Origin of the sequence: Aliarcobacter cryaerophilus ATCC 43158 (assembly GCF_003660105.1) — a bacterium.
Taxonomy (GTDB): domain Bacteria; phylum Campylobacterota; class Campylobacteria; order Campylobacterales; family Arcobacteraceae; genus Aliarcobacter; species Aliarcobacter cryaerophilus.
Genome location: NZ_CP032823.1, coordinates 1604452 through 1621309 on the forward strand (window position 1 = coordinate 1604452; position 16858 = coordinate 1621309).

Annotated in this window: 22 protein-coding genes; 6 read left to right on the forward strand and 16 right to left on the reverse strand. The window is 27.4% G+C overall.

From position 1 onward, the window contains the following. Window positions 1-7: 7 nt before the first annotated feature. The 6 genes from ACRYA_RS08095 to ACRYA_RS08120 form a co-directional block, all read right to left on the reverse strand. Window positions 8-538: a F0F1 ATP synthase subunit delta gene (locus ACRYA_RS08095; protein WP_105916573.1), complete on the reverse strand. Its 531-nt coding sequence runs from the start codon at window positions 536-538 to the stop codon at window positions 8-10. Beyond that, the gene (locus tag ACRYA_RS08100) at window positions 538-1056 is read right to left on the reverse strand and encodes a F0F1 ATP synthase subunit B (protein ID WP_105916574.1); all 519 of its coding nucleotides are present in this window, start codon (window positions 1054-1056) and stop codon (window positions 538-540) included. Before ACRYA_RS08100 ends, ACRYA_RS08095 begins: the two co-directional genes overlap by 1 nt. A gap of 9 nt (window positions 1057-1065) precedes the next feature. Further along, window positions 1066-1488, reverse strand: a complete 423-nt coding sequence (locus ACRYA_RS08105) for a F0F1 ATP synthase subunit B family protein (RefSeq protein ID WP_105916575.1) — start codon at window positions 1486-1488, stop codon at window positions 1066-1068. Between the two features lie 106 nt (window positions 1489-1594). Continuing rightward, window positions 1595-2449, reverse strand: a complete 855-nt coding sequence (locus ACRYA_RS08110; RefSeq protein ID WP_105916576.1) for a ParB/RepB/Spo0J family partition protein — start codon at window positions 2447-2449, stop codon at window positions 1595-1597. A 21-nt stretch (window positions 2450-2470) separates the two neighbouring features. Beyond that, window positions 2471-3247, reverse strand: coding sequence for a ParA family protein (locus tag ACRYA_RS08115; protein WP_105916577.1), 777 nt, complete (start codon window positions 3245-3247; stop codon window positions 2471-2473). Next, window positions 3244-3879, reverse strand: a complete 636-nt coding sequence (locus ACRYA_RS08120; RefSeq protein WP_105916578.1) for a biotin--[acetyl-CoA-carboxylase] ligase — start codon at window positions 3877-3879, stop codon at window positions 3244-3246. Before ACRYA_RS08120 ends, ACRYA_RS08115 begins: the two co-directional genes overlap by 4 nt. Before the next feature lie 74 nt (window positions 3880-3953). Between ACRYA_RS08120 and ACRYA_RS08125 the strand changes: the two genes are divergently transcribed. Next, the gene (locus tag ACRYA_RS08125) at window positions 3954-4847 is read left to right on the forward strand and encodes an AEC family transporter (RefSeq protein WP_105916579.1); all 894 of its coding nucleotides are present in this window, start codon (window positions 3954-3956) and stop codon (window positions 4845-4847) included. A 16-nt stretch (window positions 4848-4863) separates the two neighbouring features. On the opposite strand, the gene ACRYA_RS08130 is transcribed toward ACRYA_RS08125, so the two are convergent. From ACRYA_RS08130 to dnaG, 7 genes are all read right to left on the reverse strand, one after another. Continuing rightward, complete coding sequence (locus ACRYA_RS08130; RefSeq protein WP_105916580.1) at window positions 4864-5265, reverse strand: PAS domain-containing protein; 402 nt, start codon at window positions 5263-5265, stop codon at window positions 4864-4866. 138 nt (window positions 5266-5403) lie between these two features. After that, window positions 5404-6306 (reverse strand): methionyl-tRNA formyltransferase, encoded by a 903-nt coding sequence (gene fmt, locus ACRYA_RS08135; protein WP_105916599.1) that lies wholly within the window; start codon window positions 6304-6306, stop codon window positions 5404-5406. A gap of 31 nt (window positions 6307-6337) precedes the next feature. Next, entirely contained in the window at window positions 6338-7099 is a 762-nt protein-coding gene (gene proB / locus ACRYA_RS08140) for a glutamate 5-kinase (protein ID WP_105916581.1), read from the reverse strand. Continuing rightward, window positions 7100-8185, reverse strand: a complete 1086-nt coding sequence (gene obgE / locus ACRYA_RS08145) for a GTPase ObgE (RefSeq protein ID WP_105916582.1) — start codon at window positions 8183-8185, stop codon at window positions 7100-7102. 74 nt (window positions 8186-8259) lie between these two features. Next, window positions 8260-8514, reverse strand: a complete 255-nt coding sequence (rpmA, locus tag ACRYA_RS08150) for a 50S ribosomal protein L27 (protein ID WP_105910999.1) — start codon at window positions 8512-8514, stop codon at window positions 8260-8262. Window positions 8515-8542: 28 nt separating this feature from the next. Next, a complete protein-coding gene (gene rplU / locus ACRYA_RS08155) occupies window positions 8543-8860 on the reverse strand; it encodes a 50S ribosomal protein L21 (protein WP_105916600.1) in 318 nt (105 codons plus the stop codon). 107 nt (window positions 8861-8967) lie between these two features. After that, window positions 8968-10602 (reverse strand): DNA primase, encoded by a 1635-nt coding sequence (gene dnaG / locus ACRYA_RS08160; RefSeq protein ID WP_105916583.1) that lies wholly within the window; start codon window positions 10600-10602, stop codon window positions 8968-8970. An 80-nt stretch (window positions 10603-10682) separates the two neighbouring features. Between dnaG and ACRYA_RS08165 the strand changes: the two genes are divergently transcribed. From ACRYA_RS08165 to ACRYA_RS08180, 4 genes are read left to right on the forward strand one after another with little or no spacing between them, the layout of a single operon-like run. Then, window positions 10683-11732, forward strand: coding sequence for a tetratricopeptide repeat protein (locus tag ACRYA_RS08165; RefSeq protein WP_105916584.1), 1050 nt, complete (start codon window positions 10683-10685; stop codon window positions 11730-11732). A gap of 52 nt (window positions 11733-11784) precedes the next feature. Next, the gene (gene rnc, locus ACRYA_RS08170) at window positions 11785-12465 is read left to right on the forward strand and encodes a ribonuclease III (RefSeq protein ID WP_105916585.1); all 681 of its coding nucleotides are present in this window, start codon (window positions 11785-11787) and stop codon (window positions 12463-12465) included. Beyond that, window positions 12462-13538 (forward strand): chorismate synthase, encoded by a 1077-nt coding sequence (gene aroC, locus ACRYA_RS08175; RefSeq protein ID WP_105916586.1) that lies wholly within the window; start codon window positions 12462-12464, stop codon window positions 13536-13538. The genes rnc and aroC overlap by 4 nt, the downstream gene beginning before the upstream one ends. After that, the gene (locus ACRYA_RS08180) at window positions 13528-14280 is read left to right on the forward strand and encodes a M15 family metallopeptidase (protein ID WP_105916587.1); all 753 of its coding nucleotides are present in this window, start codon (window positions 13528-13530) and stop codon (window positions 14278-14280) included. The genes aroC and ACRYA_RS08180 overlap by 11 nt, the downstream gene beginning before the upstream one ends. Here the strand turns inward: ACRYA_RS08180 and ppk2 are convergent. Beyond that, window positions 14272-15177, reverse strand: coding sequence for a polyphosphate kinase 2 (gene ppk2 / locus ACRYA_RS08185; protein WP_105916588.1), 906 nt, complete (start codon window positions 15175-15177; stop codon window positions 14272-14274). The genes ACRYA_RS08180 and ppk2 overlap by 9 nt on opposite strands. Before the next feature lie 38 nt (window positions 15178-15215). Then, a complete protein-coding gene (locus tag ACRYA_RS08190) occupies window positions 15216-15530 on the reverse strand; it encodes a thiamine-binding protein (protein ID WP_105916589.1) in 315 nt (104 codons plus the stop codon). A 72-nt stretch (window positions 15531-15602) separates the two neighbouring features. Here ACRYA_RS08190 and ACRYA_RS08195 point away from each other — a divergent pair, with 72 nt between their 5' ends. Continuing rightward, the gene (locus tag ACRYA_RS08195) at window positions 15603-15944 is read left to right on the forward strand and encodes a hypothetical protein (RefSeq protein WP_105916590.1); all 342 of its coding nucleotides are present in this window, start codon (window positions 15603-15605) and stop codon (window positions 15942-15944) included. A gap of 55 nt (window positions 15945-15999) precedes the next feature. Here ACRYA_RS08195 and ACRYA_RS08200 read toward each other — a convergent pair whose 3' ends face one another. After that, window positions 16000-16845, reverse strand: a complete 846-nt coding sequence (locus ACRYA_RS08200) for a bifunctional methionine sulfoxide reductase B/A protein (RefSeq protein WP_105916591.1) — start codon at window positions 16843-16845, stop codon at window positions 16000-16002. Between the last annotated feature and the right edge of the window lie 13 nt (window positions 16846-16858).

Genomic DNA, 16858 nt, shown 5'->3' on the forward strand with positions numbered 1-16858 from the left:
ATAAGTTCTAAACTGCTTTTAAAATATGATTAATTAGCTGAGTTTTTAATCTATCTTTAGAAAAAGATATCTCAACACCTAGCCCATCTATATCAACTTTAATACCATCATAATCGCACACATTTTGTGACAATGAAAGTTTTACATTAAATTTTTTACTAAATTGTTCTTCTATAGAAGATATATAACTATTTGATAACTCTTTATTTGTATAAACAGTTCCAATATAACTACTATTCATCTTTGCAATTTGAGTTTTTAACTCAAAAGCTATTTCAGGAATAATATCTAATCTTCTTTTTTCACCAAGTAATTTAATAAAGTTTTCTAAACTTTTATCTGCTTTATCAATCATAGATAAAACAAATTTAGTTTTTTCAACTTCATTAACATCAGAAGATGCTAAGATAGAGTTAAATTTATCACTTTTGAAAGCTTTTGAAACTTCACTTAGTTTCTCAGAAATCAAAGTAACACTATTTAAATCTCTTCCATCAACCAAAGCTTTTACATATCTTTTTGCTACTAAATCTTTCATTATGCTACCCTTTTAAGAACAATATTTACTAACTCATCTTGAGATAGTTTAATATTTTCTGAATTCAACAGCTCATCAAGTATTTCAGCAACAACTTGTTTTTTAGCTTTAGAAATTTCAACTTTTATCATTTCATCTAAATTTTTACTTAAATTTGCAATATCTGTATCAATAGATGTTGAAACTTTTTGTTTAATATTTTCAATATCAGATTTTGCACTTTCGATTATTTCAGCAGAAATCTTTTTTGCATCATCTAATTTTTTTTGAGCTTCAGCAACTCTATCTTTAGAAGCTTTCAAACTATCTTGAACTTTATCTAGCTCAGATTGAATTCCTAAAGTTCTATTAGCAAAATATGCTTTAATTTTATCAGCAAGTAAATACCATAAAATCGCAGCAAATATAATAAAATTAACGGTTCTTTGAACTATATCATAGTTCGTTTCCGCACCTTCGCTTGCAAATAATGCAACTGGAACCATAGCCATAGCTAATAGTAATAGTACTCTTTTCATTATCACTTCCTATATTGAACTAAGCTTAGATTTTAAGCTTTCGTTAAATTGTGGCATTGATGACAATAAAGAGGCTCTTAATGCTTTCGTCTCATCTTGTAAACTTTTAGCAAATTCAGCAGATTTTGCTTCTAAATTTAATTTAGCACTTGCAAGTTTAACATCAGCACTATCTTTTGCTTCCTTATAAGCTTGCTCTCTAATAGCAGCTGCTTCTCTTTTAGCTTTTGAAAGCAAATCATTTGCTTCTGCTAAAAAACCATCTACGTCAGCACTATTTGACTTTGAATCTTCCAAATCTTTTTTGATTTGAGTAGATCTTTCATCCATATGTTGAAGTAGAGGCTTGAAAAGACAACTGTTTAGCCTAGCAACCACCAAAAGAAAGATGATACCAGAACTAAGCAATAGTACAGGACTTATGTCTAACATTCATTCCTCCATATTTTTACAGTTTAGTTTAACTAAAACGTTTTTATTTTATCAAATTTATCTATAAATTTATATTAAAATGGTTAAGAATATGGATTTTTTTATTTTATTGTATCTTAAAGTAACTACTTATCTTATCTATATCTTCTTGAGAGTTAAATTCAATTTTGATTGAGTTTTTATCTATTTTAGCTTTGATTTTATCATTCTTTAGAAACTCAGTAAATGATTTTAAATTAGTAATATTGTAACTATTTGTAACTTTTTCTTTTTTTGGTTTTGGAGAATCTTTCTCTTTTAAATCTTTTATCAATTTTTCTGTTTCTCTTACAGAAAGTTTTTGTCCCATAATAGTATCACAAATCTTTTTTTGCTCTTCAGCAGTTAGCCCTATCATCATTTTTGCATGACCTGCACTAATTTTATCTGTAGCTAAAAATTGTTGTACATATGAACTTAATTGTAATAATCTCAAAGTATTTGTAATAGAAGTTCTACTTTTAAAGACTTTTTTTGATAGTTCTTCATGAGTAATATTGTGTTCATTTAGTAGCTGAGCATAACAAAATGCTAACTCTATAATATTTAAGTCATCTCTTTGAATATTTTCTATTAAAGCTAATTCTCTTAATTTAAGCTCATCTTCATCAACAATAATTGCTTTTATCTCTTCTATATTTGCTAGCTTATGAGCTCTTAATCTTCGCTCTCCCGCAATTAAAGTATAAGTTCCATCTTCATCTTCAACAACAACAACTGGTTGCAAAAGACCATGTTCTTTTATAGATGAACTTAGCTCTTGAAGCTTCTCTTCATCAAAAATCTTTCTTGGCTGATTTGGATTTGGTTTAATCAAAGATACTTCAATTTTTTTAACTCCATTATTTGAGTTCCCAGCAGATTTACCATAAGCTGTCTCTACTTCACCTAAAAGTTCTCCTAATCCTCTTCCTAATGCCATATTATTTTCCTCTTAAAAAATTTAACCAATAATTGCTCTTGCTAAGTTTGTATATGCTTTTGTACCAATAGATGTTGTATCATAAAGCATGATTGGTTTACCAAAACTAGGACTCTCTGCTAATTTAATATTTCTTGGAATGACAACATACGAGTCATCATCTACTTTAAATAGTTTATTTTCAAAGTGTTGTGCTAAATCTGCAAAAACTTGTTTTGATAAGTTGTTTTGAGCAGAATACATTGTTGGCAAGAAACCTTTGATTTGAAGGTTTTTATTAATAGTTTGCTTTACAAGTTTTATTGTATTTAAAAGTTGTGCTAAACCTTCTAGAGCAAAAAATTCACACTGAATTGGTATTAAAACAGAAGTTGAAGCACCTAAAGTATTTATTGTAATTGGTCCTAAAGCTGGTGGTGAATCAATTATTATATAATCATAATCAGCTTTAACTGTATCAATTTTTCTTTTTAATACAAGTTCTCTCTCTTTAGTATTTTTGTAAAACTCTTTTTCTATTCCTACAAGACCTATATTTGAAGGTGCCACTTTTAAATTTTCTATTTCAGAATCTAAAATAATCTCTGAAAGCTCTTTTGTTCCAAGCATTACATGATAAATATTATATTCATATGTATCTCTATGAAAACCTAAAGAAGTTGTAGCATTTGCTTGCGGATCAGCATCTATTAAAAGAACTTTTTTCCCATCTAGAGCTAATGCGGCACTAAGATTTACAGCAGTTGTAGTTTTTCCTACTCCGCCTTTTTGATTTGCTATTGAAATAATTTCTGTCATCTTAAACTAAATACCTTTTTGTTTTCAATTTGTATAGAACCATCGCTATTTAAAATAGCATTTTCAAGTGAAACTTTAATACCATCAACAGTTGCTTGAAAATTTTTAGAATGCATAAATTCTATCTTAAAAAGACTAAAAATTTGCTTCCATGGAATTTTTTTTTCTATATCAACAAAATATAAATTCAAAACATCATCAATATCAACCTTTATATCAAGCTTTCCAAAATTCTCATCTACTTCAATAAGATTTAAACCTATACCGCAAAAAAGTAGTTCTTTATTTGTAGTAGTTATTGCTCCACCAATTTTTCCATTTTCAATATAAAAATCATTTGGCCACTTTAAAAATATTTTAGAACCTTTTTTCGCCAAAACATCCTTTAAAATATATGTAAAATATATACTAGCACTTTGAAGAGGTAAATCTTTGGGTAAATCATCCTTACTTAAAACAAAAGAGAAAAAAAGATTTCCATCTCTTCCAATCCAAGAATTTCCTCTACTTCCAACTCCTGCTGTTTGTATTTTTGAAGTTATGCATAGTGGACCGTTATAACCATTTTTTTGTATATACTCTTTTAAATAACTTTGCGTTGAGTTAACTTTATTTAATCTTATAATTTTCATTTGAGAATTATATATAATTAAAGTAGAAGATTATATTAATTATAATCAAATCTTTATTTTCATAAAGGCAAAAGATGTTAGACCCAGTTTTACCAATAGCTATTTATCTACTTTTTGGTTATTTATTTAAAATTATTTTTCAAGATAATTCAAAACAGCTTGTAGATTTTATTATATATTTTTCTCTTCCAGCAATAGTTTTTTCAAAAATTTATCCACTAGCACTAGATGGGAAAATTTTATGGCTTATCCTTATGTTTATGGGGATAATATTTTTCAATCTATTTTTATCATACACTATTGGAAAAATTATGAGATTAAGCAGAGTTACTCTTGCTACTTTTATGATTATGGCAACTTTTGGAAATACTTCTTTTATAGGCTTTTCTTATATTGATGCTTTTTATGGTCAAGATTATATTGTTTACGGAGTTATTTATGATATTTTTGGTTCTTTTTTACTTTTAGTATCAGTCGGAATGATTATTATAACTTGGGGAAGTGGAAGAAAAAACTCTGTTTTAAATATATCAAAATCAATATTTTTATTCCCACCAATGATTATATTTTTTATTACAATATTCGCAAAAAACTTTGAAGTTCCAAAATTTTTAATTTACACTTCAACAAATCTAGGTGCAACTCTAGTTCCTATTGCTATGATTGCTATTGGAATGAAACTTGAGTTAAAACATATCTTTACAAAGTTACATATCGTAACAGTTGCAGTTGTTTTAAAAATGCTTATTGTACCAATTATAGTTTTATTTGTATTTAAATATTTTTATGGAATCGATGAGACATGGGTAAAAGTAACAATAATAGAAGTTGCAATGCCACCAATGACTATGGCTGCTGTTTTAGCTATAAAAGGTGGATTAGATGAAAAAATTGCTATAAACTCTTTGGTTTTAGGTGTTATTTTAAGTCTATTTACAATTACTTTGTTTACTTCATATTTAGCTTAAGATTTAAAAATAAATCTTAAGCTGCTTTTTCGCTCATTCTTAATTGTTTATATAAATTTTCATGAGCTTTTATCTCTTCAATACTAGCTTTTCTTCTACAAGATAAATAACCTTTTGTTCCTTCACTTGTGATTGTTGGATAAACTGTTGCAAATACCCAATAGTAGTCTCCATCTTTAGTAGCATTTTTAACATATCCCGTCCATATATTACCTTTTTTTACAGTTTCCCATAAATCTTTAAAAGCAGCTTTTGGCATATCTGGATGTCTTACAGTATTATGTGGTTTACCTATTAACTCATCAATTCCATATCCTGCGATTTTACAAAAATCATCATTTGCAAAAACAATTATTCCTTTTTCATCTGTTTCACTTACTAAAAAAGCATAATCATCCAAAACTATCTCTTTTGACATAATATTTTTCCTTTAATTACTTTAATAAAATTTAATTTAATTTTTTTTAATTGATTTATTCCAAATTTAAGAATATATATTTTATAAAATTTGTGAAATTGTATAACAAAACCTTTTAAACTGAAATAAACAGTAAAATTAGTTTAAAATATCTCCTATTATTAATCTTTTACCTTTTATATATTCAACACTACTTATAGAATTTTTAGAAGGAGCCTGTAGAGTCTTTATTTTTAAACTACCTTTTTTACAAGCAACTATAATATAATCTTTTGCTATTTCTAAAATCTCTCCAGCAATATTTTGTGAAATATCTTCAATAAATTCTATATCTTTTAATTTAAGCTCTGATTTTAAAAAAACACCTGGCCAAAAAGAGTAAGCTTTGTATTTAGAAAAAAGCTTTTTTGAACTATTAAAATCTACTTCTCCATCTTCTTTTTTTATCTTTTTGCAAAAACTAGCACTTGAGTCATTTTGTTTTATAGATTTTATATTTTCAAAATTATCTAAAGTTGTAATTGTAAGTTTAGCTGCTAAATTTGAAAGTTCCTTAAAAGCCTCATCAACTAATATGTTTTTATCATTTTTAAGATATGAATATCCTAATATATTACCACAATCAAGCCCCTCTTCCATAAGCATAGAAGTAACTCCTAAATATTCATCATCATTTAAAATACCTTCTTGAATAGGACTAGCTCCTCTATAATTTGGTAAAATAGAAGCATGAAGATTTATGCAAGGAGCTAAATTCAAAATCTCTTTTGGTAAAATCTGTCCATATGCAGCAACAACTATAAAATCTGGTTCTAACTCTTTTATAGAAATATAAGCCACAAGATTGTCTTTTAGTTTTTTTGGTTGTAAAATTGGAATATTAATATTATTTTCAAGACAATACTGTTTTATGTGTGGTGGTGTTAAAAGTTGTTTTCTACCAACTGGTTTATCTTCTTGAGTAAAAATTCCTATAACTTCATAATTCTTGTTATTTAAAAGCTCTTTTAAAATCTCAGTAGCATAAGATGGTGTTCCCATAAATAAAACTTTTTTACTCAAAATATTCTCCTTATTTTTTAAAAATTGTTCCACTTTTATGATTATTATCAACTAAAAAATCATAAGCATTCGTCAAATCAAAACCACTAGTTAAATACATTGGAATCTCTTTTTGCATTAAAAAATCAGCAGCTTTTAGTTTTGTAACTATTCCACCTGTTGCAAATTTTGAGTTTGCACTAGGTTTTTTATCAAGTTCATCTTGTGATATTTCATTTATTATTTTTTGAATTTTTGCATCGTTAAATTCTCTTGGATTTTTATCATAATATCCATCTATATCTGTCAAAATAACTAACATATCAGCTTTAAAATAGTGTGTTATATAAGCTGCTAACTGATCATTATCACCAATTAGCTCTTCAGTTGCAATAACATCATTTTCATTTATAATAGGAATTACATTATTTTGAAGCAATATTTCCATAACATTTTTTGCATTTTTAGATCTTTTTCTTGAATCAAAATCATCTGCAATAAAAAGCATTTGAGCAACTGTTATACCAAACTCTTCAAACATCTCTTGGTAAGTTTTCATTAATTTTGGTTGACCAATAGCTGCTAAAGTTTGTTTATTTGCTAGAACAGTTTTATCAAGTTTTAACTCTGTATAACCTGCTCCAACAGCTCCTGAGCTAACTAAAATTACTTCTAAATTTTTATCATTTTTCAGTATAGAGATTAGCTTCACTAAATTTTTCATTCTTTGTAAAGCTAGCTCTTCACCTTGAGTTAAAACAGCAGTTCCAACCTTGATAACTAATCGTTTCATTTACTTTCCTAGCATTGTGTATAAAGCATATTTTAATGGATTTATGTTTGTTTTATCCAAAGATGATATTGGTAAAACAAAATATGGTTTACTACTATCTTTTTTTGCAAAAATTAAATCTTGAACAAAATATGGTAAGTTTGTATCAAATTTATACTCGTTTGATTTAGAAACTTCAAGATTTAAAGCTTTTAAAAATTCTTCTATATCTTTTTGTAGATCTTCACCATAATAAGCATCAATTTTACTCAAAACTATTGCAAAATCTCTTTGTGATAGTTCTTGTGAAAACTTAACAAGCTCTTCTTTTAACACATTGTATTGATCTATCATAGTTCTGTGGTTCGCAACATCAATTGTAAACAAAAGTGTTTTTGTTCTTTCAATATGCTTTAAAAACTCTAAGCCAAGACCTTTTCCTTCACTCGCACCATCAATAATTCCAGGAATATCAGCCATTACAAATGAGCTATAATCTCCAACATTTACAACTCCTAGTTTCGGAGTCAATGTTGTAAACTCATAATTTGCTATTTCTGGAGTTGCATTTGATGTTACAGATATTAAAGTAGATTTTCCAACATTTGGATAACCAACAAGTCCAACATCCGCAATTAACTTAAGTTCTAATCTTATATTTTTTGTACTACCTGGAAGCCCTGGTTGAAAATATGTAGGTCTTTGATTTCTTGAGTTTTTAAAATGAACATTTCCAAGTCCACCTTTTCCACCTTCAATAAATAAAAATTTCTCACCATCTTCAAGTAAATCATATAAAACTTCATTCGTATTATCATCTATTATTTGTGTTCCAGGAGGTACTATTAAAAAAAGATGTTCTCCAGATTTACCAGTTTTTTGTCTTCCCATTCCTGGTTGACCTTTATCAGCTTTAAAAACTTTTTTTCCTTTATAAAAAGATAAAGTATCTGTATTGCTATCTACAACAAAGTAAACATCACCACCTTTTCCTCCATCTCCTCCGTCAGGACCACCTTGAACAACAAACTTTTCTCTTCTAAAAGATGCACATCCTTGTCCACCTTTACCACTACTTACACTAAATCTTGCACTATCTATAAACATAGTTTTCCTTTATAAATAAAAAAAGGGTGTATGGCAAAACATACACCCTTTTTCAAAAAAACTAAATCTCTTGCTTACGAAGCGTAAACAGAAACTTTTTTTCTTTTTTTATCTTTAATTTCAAATTTAACAACACCGTCAATTAAAGAGTATATTGTATGATCTTTTCCCATACCTACATTATTTCCTAAGTGAACCTTAGTTCCTCTTTGTCTAATAATGATATTTCCAGCAGTTACAACTTCACCACCATATTTCTTAACACCAAGTCTTCTACCAGCTGAATCTCTATTATTCTGAGTACTACCCTGTCCTTTTTTGTGAGCCATTTTATTTCTCCTTAAATTTTTTTAATGCTTAAGCAGCAATTTTTGTAATTCTAATTTTTGTGAAGCTTTTTCTAAAACCTCTTTTTAACTTAGAATCTTTTCTTCTTCTTTTTTTGTAAATAATAACTTTTCTATCTCTATTTACACCTGTTCCATCTAAAACAACAACTGCTTCAACTTTAGCTTTTTCTACAGCTGTTCCTGTTTTTAACTCACCGTTATTAACTGCAAGCACATCAGTAATTTCTAAAGTCTCTTTAGCAGCTTTACCAGTGTAATCAATATCTATAATATCACCTTCTGATACTTTATACTGTTTTCCACCACATTTGATAATTGCGTACATCTTTTCGTCCTCTTCTTGTTTATAAGCATAACTAGGGTTGTTTTTTATACTAATTTGCATTTTTCGAACGGGAATAATATCTAAGATTTTATTAAACTTTCTTTAAGTCATAAATTATAACTTACAAGTTTTCCTTGTTTTAATTGGTATAAATTATCCTTTACTTTTCTTATTTGGTTTACTTTCTCTTTAAAATTCATGCTATTGTCATAAGATAGTGTTAAAAGTTTATTTGAGTAAAACTTATGTAAAAGAACTAATAACTCTCTATTTAGTCGTGTTTCATCATAGCTTTCTAGCTTATCATTTAATATAATCTTATTTAATGAGCTACTATTTATATCATTTAACAACTCTTCAAACTCTTCTTGATGATGCTCAAACATTGATTTATCTATTTTATCTAAAACTATATCTAATCTTCTAGGCTCATCAAGTATTGATTTTATAATACAAAGCTCTGCAATATCAACTTTTGAAAGCTCAACACTATTTTTTCTATAAATATTATTTGATGTTTTAATTAAACTCTCTTTTATATTTAATTTTTGAGCTAAGAATCTTTTATACTCTTCTTGGTAAAGTTGGCTTAAACTATTTAAATACTCATTTGCTTCAATTAATGCTTTTTGTTTCTCTACAGGATTACTTATATTATAACTTGAAACAATATAACTAATTGCAAAATTTGCAAAAGGAGTTGGATTTGAAAAAAGTTCTTCTAGTTCTTTAATTTTTCTATCTTTTACCATATCAGCTGGGTCTGCTCCATTTTCAAAAATAACAACCCCTCCATCAAAACCATTTTGACTAAGCATTACTGAAGCTTTAAAAGCTGCATTTTGTCCAGCTTTATCTCCATCATAAGATAAAATAATTCTAGGCTCACCTCTTCTTAAAAGTGGTAAATGCTCTTTAGTAAGTGCTGTTCCCAAAGTTGCAACTGCACTATTAAATCCAGCTTGATGAAGCATTATTACATCCAAATAACCCTCACAAACTATAATCTCTTTTGTTTTATATATTTTCTCTTTTGCTAAGTTATAACCATACAAAAGCTTCGATTTATTAAAAATTGGAGTTTGTGGAGAGTTTACATATTTTGCTCCGTGATTTGTAAGAGTTCTTCCTCCAAAACCAACAAGTTTTCCATTTATTGAATAAATTGGAAATATCAATCTATCAATAAATCTTGAATATAGTCCATTTTCTCCTTGACTAATAACACCTTGCTCTATTGCATCATTTAAGTTGTAATGATTTGATTTCAAAAAATCTATTGTGCTATTAGAACTACTTGCATAACCTACTTCAAATTTTTCTATTGAAAGCTGAAAAACTCCTCTATCTTTTATATAGTTTTGTATATTTTCATCCAATAAAAACTGCTTTTGATAAAAAGCCTTTATATCTTCAAGAACTTTATTATCTGTTTTTTTTACACTACTTGTATCATACTCCAAAGTATAATTATACATTGAAGCTAATTTTTCAATAGTTTCAGGATATGAAAGTTTCTCATACTCCATCAAAAATTTAATACTATCTCCACCAACTCCACAACCAAAACAGTGATATATTTGTTTTGATGGGCTAACAACAAAAGATGGTGTCTCTTCACCATGAAAAGGACAACAAGCTTTGAAATTTGCACCAGATTTTTTTAATTCTAAAAATTGTGAAATAACATCAACAATATCAAGGTAATTTTTTAAACTCTCTATAGACTCTTTTCTTATCATTTTGAGATTATACACTTTTATTTTTTTATATGTACTTTTATGTTAAAGTGTCGCTTAATTATTTTAAAAAGGTTATATAATTGGATAATTTAGTTTTAGAGTATAGAGACCCTATTATTGGAATACTTTTATTAGTTTTTATGATTTTTTTAATATCTTTTTTTACATATTCATATGGTATTTACAAAGAAAAATCTGCAAGAAAAGATTATAGAAAACTATCTCGTAGATTTGAATTAGGAAATTTAAAAGAGAATGACTATATAAACCTTTACAAAACTTATAATCTACCATTTGACTCAATTTTACTTTTAGCATCTACTTTTTTACACAAAGGAGATAATAATAAAGCTATAAGTGTATATTTAGCACTTCTAGAACATGTAAAAGATAGAGTTAAAAAAGAAGAGCTTCTTGAACTTCTTGGAAACACATATTTTAAAGGTGGTTTTTTACAAAGATCAAATGAGATATTTTTAAGAATTCTAAAATTTTCTCCTAGAAATAAAAATGCTCTAAAGAGTCTTTTACTAGTAAATGAAAAACTGAAAAATTTTAAAAAATCAAAAGAGATTGCTCAAGCTTTAGAAGAGTTAAATATTGATGTTAGTGTAGAAAAAGTTTACTTTGATACTTTAATTATATTAAATGACCCAATTTTATCTTATGAAAAAAGAACTGAACTTTTATTTGAAATTTTTAAAGAAAATAAAATTATTCAAAGAATTTTTGCAACTTTTTTAATTCAATTCAATAGAGATTTTTTATTCTCAAACATAGATAAGTTTGAATGTGAAAAATTAATAGATATTTTATGGTATCAAAAAAAAGAGGATATTGATTTTGATAAAATCAAAAACAATCAGTTTTTAAATGAACTTTATAGTGCAAAAGATTATATAAATAGTGTTTCAACTAGTAATGATTTTGATTTAAATATTTTAATACTAATAAATAAATATCAAAAAGATATAAAAACAAATTTAACTTTTGAATTTATTTGTAACTCTTGTAAGCACTCAAGCCCTTTTTATGAAGCTAGATGTCCAAATTGCCACTCTATTTTAACCTTGGAAGTAAAGCACCACTTGACAAAAGCTTATGAGCTTTCAAATCAATCACTGCAATAAAATAAAATATATTTGTGTTATACTTTTATAATTTTAAAATAAAGGATAAAAATTGAGCGATTATTCAAATCTTGAAAAGTGTTTGGATTATCAGTTTAGAAATAAAAATCTGATAATCGAAGCACTTACTCATAAAAGTTTCAAAAAACCATATAATAATGAAAGACTAGAGTTTCTAGGTGATGCTGTTTTAAACTTGATTGTAGGAGAGTATTTATATACAAATTTTCCAAAATCAAATGAGGGTGAACTATCTAAAATAAGAGCTAGTTTGGTAAATGAAACTGGATTTACAAAACTAGCAAATGAGATAAATTTAGGTGATTATATATTTATATCAAACGCTGAAGAGAGAAACAAAGGAAGAACAAAATCTTCTATACTTTCAGATGCATTTGAAGCAATTATGGGTGCAATATATCTTGAAAGTGGCTTAGAAACACTAAAACCGATTATTTTGAATCTACTTGAAAATTGTTATGATAAAATAAATCTTGATGTACTATTTAGCGACTACAAAACAGCTTTACAAGAGATAACTCAAGCAAAATTTGCATCAATTCCTGAATATATTGTTGAAGGTTCATACGGACCTGACCACAAAAAAGAGTTTGAAGTATCTATTTGGATTGATGGGAAAAATTTTGGAAAAGCTAATGGAAAAAGTAAAAAATTAGCTCAACAAGCAGCTGCAAAAATTGCTATTGCTAAACTAAGTGAGGAAGAGAATTGAATAGTTTTGGACATAGATTTAGATTTACAACATTTGGTGAATCTCATGGAAAAGCTCTAGGATGTATAGTTGATGGTGTTCCAGCTGGAATAAAAATTGATGAAGAGTTTATTCAAGCCGAAATGAACAGAAGAAAACCTGGACAAAATGAGTTTGCAACAAAAAGAAATGAAGGTGATATTGTTGAAATTTTAAGTGGTGTTTTTGAAGGATATTCAACAGGAACTTCAATTGCTATGATTATTTTTAATGAAAATCAAAAATCAAGTGATTATTCAAATATAAAAGATTTATTTAGACCAGGTCATGCTGATTTTACTTATTTTAATAAATATGGAATTAGAGACTATAGAGGAGGAGGAAGAAGCTCCGCTCGTGAAACAGCAGCAAGAGTTGCAGCTGGTGCTATTGCAAAACTTCTATTAAATGAATTAAATATCGATATAAAAAGTGGAATTTGTGAAATAAATGGTATAAAAGCAGATAATTTTGACTTTGAAAATTCTAGAAATTCAGAAATTTTTGCACTTGATTCAACTGTTGAAGATGCTCAAAAAAATTCTATCTTAGAGGCCAAAAACTCTCACAATAGTGTTGGTGGTGTTGCACTTATAAATGTAAAAAATACTCCAATAGGTTTGGGAGAACCAATTTATTATAAATTGGATGCACAAATTGCAAATGCAATGATGAGTATAAATGCTGTTAAAGCTGTTGAAATTGGTGATGGAATCTTAGCATCTAGAGTTTTGGGATTTGATAACAACGACCAAATAAGAAAATCTGGATTTAAGACAAACCATAGTGGTGGAATTTTGGGTGGTATCTCAAATGGTGATGATATAAATGTAAAAGTATATTTCAAAGCAACTCCATCAATTTTTATAGAGCAAGATACTATTGATAGCTTTGGAGATGAAGTTGTTTGTAAGCTAAAAGGAAGACATGACCCTTGTGTTGCGATAAGAGGAAGTGTTGTTGCTGAGTCTATGATTGCTCTTGTAATTGCAGATATGCTTTTATTAAATATGTCATCAAAAGTAGAAAATATCAAAAAAGTTTATGCGAAATAGAGTTTTATTTCTACTTTTACTATCTTTAAATCTCTTTGCAAATGAAAATATTGCAAAGAGGTTAATTCTTGCTTATCCTCTTTTTTTAGAAAAATATGAAGATAATTTTATCTATTTTAAAGATGGTTCAAAACTACAATTTTCTACAAATAACAAAGACTTAAGTTATGAAGAGATTATTCAAAATAGTTCTTTGGAAAATCAAATGAGTATGAAATATATCAAAATAGATGAAAATATAAACTATATTCCAAAAAAAAATGAAGATGCTGGAAGATTTAGAAATGAAGAGTTTTTCAAAAAAATATATGGTAAGAATAAACAAGAGATAGAAAAAAATCTTGTGAAAATAAAGTGGCTAGAAAAAAGTCAAAATAAAACTTTATGGGTTACAAAAATAAACGGTATAGATAAAAAACTAGAAAAAATAAGTAATGAACTAGAAAATCTACCAAAAGAGTTTAAAAAATATATAATAAATCCAGATGGAGTTTATAATTTTAGAAAAATTAGCCAAACAAATAGACTCAGCACTCATAGTTTTGCAATAGCTATTGATTTAAATAAAGAGTATTCAAACTATTGGCTTTGGGACAAAAAAGGTAAAAATATTGTATATAAAAACCAAATTCCTCTTGAAATTGTAAAAATATTTGAGAAATATGGTTTTATTTGGGGAGGGCGATGGTACCATTATGATACCATGCACTTTGAGTATAGACCAGAGTTACTTTTAGATTAAACCTTGAGTGATTCCTGAATTTTTCTTATAATCCATAATTTCAAGCTCTTTTTCAGCAGTAATAACAACATCACTATCAACTGAAAAATCCAATCTTTCATCTCTACCTTCATAAGGAATTGAGTTTAAAATAACTTTTATAGAGTTAAGTCTAGCCAAAAACTTACTATCACTTCTTATAATTGTCCAAGGAGATTTTGGAGTATTTGTGTACTTTAACATATCATATTTTTTTTGAGTAAACTCTTCCCACCTGCTTTGCATTTGCATATCAATTTCACTTAATTTCCACTGTTTTAGAGGATTTTCTTCTCTTTCTTCAAATCTTCTTGCTTGCTCTTCTTTTGATACAGATAGATAAATTTTTAAAAAATGAAATCCATGATCGATTAAATCCTCTTCAAATCTTTGAACACTTCTCATAAAAACATCATACTCTTTTTGTGTACAAAATCCAAAAACAGGCTCAACCATAGCCCTATTATACCAACTTCTATCAAATATAACTAGTTCTCCACCTTTTGGAAATTGCTCTACATATCTTTGAAAATACCATTGTGTTTTTTGAACATCTGAAGGTTTTCCAAGAGCTACAACTCTATAATGTTTTTCATTCATATATCGTGTGATTCTTCTAATAGCCCCACCTTTTCCAGAAGCATCTCTTCCTTCCATAAGTATAATCATTTTTTCATTATGCTTTTCAAGATGCGATTGGAGCTTTATAAGCTCTACTTGATAAGGTTTTAATATATCATCTTTTGTTCTATATATAAATTTTGAGTGCAAATCACTTACAAAACTACCATTTGCCTCTTTTAATTTTTCAATGAATTCATCTAAACTCATATTAGCATTTGCTATACGACTTTTTTCATAAAACTTTTCGAACTTCATTTTGCCCCTTTTTTGTTTGTAATTAAATTATACTAAAACTATTTAGAAACTTTTCCTATATGGTTTTCAACTGATTTTATTTTTGTTTTTATTCTATTTTCACCACTTGTTCTTATATCAAAATTAGCAATTGCATATACTCTATTGCATCCTAACTCCTCAAGTTTTAAATAGCAAAGATTTAGCAAATCCAATAGCTCTTTTAAGGTTTTTGCTTCAACGATTGTATTCATAGATGTTAGCTGATAATCTAAGCCACTATTTTTTATAATCTCTAAAATCTGCGATACTTCTTTGCTTTTACTTCCTTTTGTATCCGTTGGGAACATTGCTAAACTCATTAAAATTGACATTTTTTATACCTTTTAAATCATATTTTCAAATTTGTTTTGCTAGTATATACAAATTTCATTAAAAGGATAAATATGAAACTAGATGTAACAGCTGAAGTTATAGTATCACAACTTGGTTATTCAAACAACGACTCATCTTTAAAACAAGCTCAAAGAGCTATAGATGTAACAAAAGGCTATGAAAAATTTGCAAAACAGATAATAACTCTAAACGATCACCTAAAAAAAATGAATGCCTATGTTGGTTTATCAAATAAAACTGATTTCTTTAAAATAAAATGCGATGAAAATGATTCAAAAGAGATAATTGAAGAGTTTCATGATACTATTTGGAAATGGGCAGAAAAATATAATATAGAACTTGAAAGACTTGATAAAAAACCAATTTATTATATTTTAGGAGTTTCAAACTAGATTTTCTAGTTTGAAACATATCATAGTTTTTCTAAAAATTTAACTTTTTTATATTTTAAAAAACTTTTCTATAACTATGACAGTATGGAGTTTTTCCAATCTTATTATAATAATTTTGATGATAACTCTCTGCTTTATAAAATTTAACTTCAGGATATAAAGTTGTAGCAACTTTGTAACCTTTTTTCTCTAAATTCTGAATCAGATTTTGTGCTATATTTTTTTGATTTTCATCACAATAAAAAATTGCACTTAAATACTGAGAACCTATATCTGGACCTTGTCCATTTGTTTGAGTAAAATCGTGAATTTCAAAAAAAAGTTTTGCTAAAGTTTCATAACTCACAATACTTTCATCAAAAACAACTTCTATAACTTCCAAATGACCACTAAAACCACTACAAACTATCTCATATGTGGGATTCTCTATATGTCCACCCATATATCCTGAAACTACTTCTAAAACTCCTGATTGTTTTTGAAACAAAAATTCTACTCCCCAAAAACATCCTCCAGCAAAATAAGCTTTTTTAAAATTTTCTTTTTGTGATTTAAAATTTAAAGATAAAGAGTTTACACAATGTCTTATATTTTTTGAAGTCAAACCCTCTCCTTCAAAAATATGTCCCAAATGTCCACCACATTTTTGACAAACAATTTCAACTCTTCTTCCATCAATATCTGGAACTTTTTTAATAGCACCAACTATCTCATCATCAAAACTTGGCCATCCGCAAGATGATTTGAACTTATCTTCACTTTTATACAAAGGTGCATTACATTTTTTACAAAGAAAAACTCCCTCTTCATAAAAATCATTATAAATACCACTAAATGGATATTCTGTTCCTTTTTGCTCTATTATATACTTTTCATCTTGTGTTAAATTATTAAATTTCATAGATTTATTTCCT